The following is a 2,788-nucleotide window of genomic DNA, read 5'->3' as shown; positions in this document are numbered from 1 at the left end:
GCTCGCGATAGCGGCGTATCAGCTACACATTGGCTGACTGACACACCGCTACCGCGAGCAGGCTCGCTCCCATATTTGAATCTCATCGCTGGAAATTATCCGTTCGTCCTTGCACCATGACTGCCTCCCGAGCCTCCCGGAATATATGCCATGCCCGACGACATCCACTTCTACGAACCCGCCAACGGCCACGGCCTGCCGCATGACCCGTTCAACGCCATCGTCGGCCCGCGCCCTATCGGCTGGATTTCCTCACAGGACGCCAACGGCCGCTTGAACCTGGCGCCTTACAGCTTCTTCAACGCCTTCAATTACATTCCGCCGATCATCGGGTTTTCCAGCGTCGGCCGTAAAGACAGCCTGAACAACATCGAGCAGACGGGCGAGTTCGCCTGGAACCTGGCCACCCGGCCACTGGCCGAGCAGATGAACCAGAGCTGCGCCATGGTCCCGCCCGAGGTCAACGAGTTCGAACTGTCAGGCCTGACACCGGTAGCGTCGAAAATCATCCAGGTGCCGCGCGTCGGCGAAAGCCCGGTGTCGTTCGAGTGCAAGGTCACGCAGATCATTCAGTTGCAGCGAGCGGACGGGAACGTGGTGCCGAGCTGGCTGATTCTGGGCGAAGTGGTCGCCGTGCATATCGCCAAGTGGCTGTTGAAAGACGGGGTGTACGACACCGCCGCGGCAGAACCGATTCTGCGCGGCGGCGGGCCAGCGGATTACTTTCAACTGGGGCCAGAGGCATTGTTCAAAATGTGGCGCCCGGGGGCGGTCAAGTGATTACCAGAGCAGGTCGGCGTCTTCTTTGACGTCTTTGAGGCGGGTCAGCTCTTTGGCTGCGGCCAGATCAGCCTCGTTGGCCGTCTTGAAGATTTGCCCTTCAAGTACTTTGTGAAAGCGTGGCGCTTCGGTGCCACCGATGGCTTTGACGGCGATCGCGGCGTGGTAACCCCCCTCGCCCGGTACTACAGCGGAAACAGCTTCGAAATGATCAAAGGCTTTACGTGCCATGTCGCGGATCCTGGCTGATTGAGAATGCAGCCATTAAACCCTCAACCCGCCATTTTGTGTACCCACGACCCGGACTGCCCCCGCGCCTGGTCGGCCGACACGTCCTTGAAGGTATGAAAATCCAGGCTGTTGACCACCAACTCCTGCACCAGCTCGGCGAAAATCTCCATCGCCGGGGTGCCGAAATAGGCCGTCATCGCTTGCTGGTTCGTCCAGAAACCGGACACCAGCCACAACTCCGGATCGCATTGCGAATGCTGCAGGGAAAAACTCAGGCAACCCGGCGCGCTGCGGGACGGCTCGATCAAGGCGCTCAGGCGCGCACCGAGTTCTGCCGAACGCCCGGCGCGGGCACGAACAAAAGCCATGTGACTGACGGGGATCTGCGTAGACATGTTCAACCCTCCCAGGGAGTCGAGTGGCAGCCGGGGGACGGGCTGCGACAGGATCAAAGGTTAAGCGCGCAGGGGGAAGCGCGGTTAGTCGATTCCTGCCGGCTTGTTGCACAATCCTGCGCGGCGTTTCGATAAACCTGTAACAACCTGTAAAAGCGTTCGTACCAACAAAACTCGGCTTTCAAGCAAGTTTCCCTGAGTTGCAGCAGCCATAGAGGCACCGCTGATCCACTCGATGCAGAATCAGGCAAGCTTGAGGCAGGATGTGTCTACCGCTCTGTCTTGCACAAACTTAAGCTGGCCTCATTACCAACGCCTCAACGAGGATGCCCGGCATGTCGTCGTTCGATCACTTTCAAGCCCCGCTGGATGCCGACATGGAGAAACAGCGCGCTGAACTGGCCACTATCATCCGGCGCAACACCACGGACGATGGCACTTATGCCACTGCCGTCGGCTCGCTGTTCATGTCCAAACACTGCAAGTCCCATGAATTTGCCCCGGTGCTGGCGCAACCCGCGCTGTGCATCATGGCGCAGGGGCGAAAAGAGGTCAGGCTGGCCGACGAATACTTTAATTACGACCCGTTGAATTACCTGGTGGTGTCGGTTTCGATGCCGTTGAGCGGGCGGGTGGTGAACGTCACGTCGCAAGAACCGATTCTCGCGGTGCGACTGGATATTGATCCGGCTGAAATCACCGCGCTAATTGCCGACGCCGGCCCTTTGGGCGTACCGACCCGTCCCACAGGACGCGGCTTATATGTCGAACGGATCGATACGGCGATGCTCGACGCGGTGTTGCGTCTGGCGCGTTTGCTCGATACCCCGAAAGACATCGCCATGCTCGCACCGCTGATTCGCCGGGAGATTCTTTATCGGTTGTTGCGCAGTCAGCAGGGCCATCGGCTGTATGAGATTGCGATTGCCAATAGCCAGAGCCACCGCATCAGCCAGGCGATCAAGTGGCTTAACGGCAACTATGAGCAACCGCTGCGCATCGATGATCTGGCGAAGGAAGTGAACCTGAGCGTCTCGACGTTGCATCACCGGTTCAAGGCGATGACGGCGATGAGTCCGCTGCAGTATCAGAAGCAACTGCGCTTGCAGGAAGCGCGGCGGTTGATGCTGGCCGAAGGGCTGGAGGCTTCGGCGGCGGGGTATCGGGTGGGGTATGAAAGCCCGTCGCAATTCAGCCGGGAATATAGCCGGTTGTTTGGGGCACCGCCGTTAAGGGATCTGGCGCGGTTGCGGTTGTCCGTTTGATCTTGTTTTTGCGGTAATTTTGCCGGCCCTATCGCGAGCAGGCTCGCTCCCACATTTGATCTGGGGTGTTCACAAATTCTGTGTTCACAGGAGATCCACTGTGGGTGCGAGCCTGCT

The 2,788-nt window shown here is 59.1% G+C and carries 4 protein-coding genes; 2 read left to right on the top strand and 2 right to left on the bottom strand.

Annotation, left to right across the window (positions count from 1 at the left end; translation table 11 throughout):
* Window positions 1–150: 150 nt before the first annotated feature.
* On the top strand, window positions 151–780 hold the full coding sequence (locus tag QMX98_RS33850; protein ID WP_282412052.1) for a flavin reductase family protein: 630 nt from the start codon (window positions 151–153) through the stop codon (window positions 778–780).
* On the opposite strand, the gene QMX98_RS33845 is transcribed toward QMX98_RS33850, so the two are convergent.
* Entirely contained in the window at window positions 781–1,011 is a 231-nt protein-coding gene (locus tag QMX98_RS33845; RefSeq protein WP_169857997.1) for a hypothetical protein, read from the bottom strand. It lies immediately after the preceding gene.
* A 41-nt stretch (window positions 1,012–1,052) separates the two neighbouring features.
* Window positions 1,053–1,406, bottom strand: coding sequence for an antibiotic biosynthesis monooxygenase family protein (locus tag QMX98_RS33840; protein ID WP_077750448.1), 354 nt, complete (start codon window positions 1,404–1,406; stop codon window positions 1,053–1,055).
* Window positions 1,407–1,741: 335 nt separating this feature from the next.
* Here QMX98_RS33840 and QMX98_RS33835 point away from each other — a divergent pair, with 335 nt between their 5' ends.
* Window positions 1,742–2,671: an AraC family transcriptional regulator gene (locus QMX98_RS33835; RefSeq protein WP_010457570.1), complete on the top strand. Its 930-nt coding sequence runs from the start codon at window positions 1,742–1,744 to the stop codon at window positions 2,669–2,671.
* Window positions 2,672–2,788 lie beyond the last annotated feature (117 nt).

The organism is Pseudomonas sp. PS02303 (genome assembly GCF_029959925.1).
GTDB classification, from domain to species: Bacteria; Pseudomonadota; Gammaproteobacteria; order Pseudomonadales; family Pseudomonadaceae; genus Aquipseudomonas; species Aquipseudomonas mandelii.
Note: the sequence above shows the minus strand (reverse complement) of the source record. Positions and strands in the feature narration are given on the sequence as shown.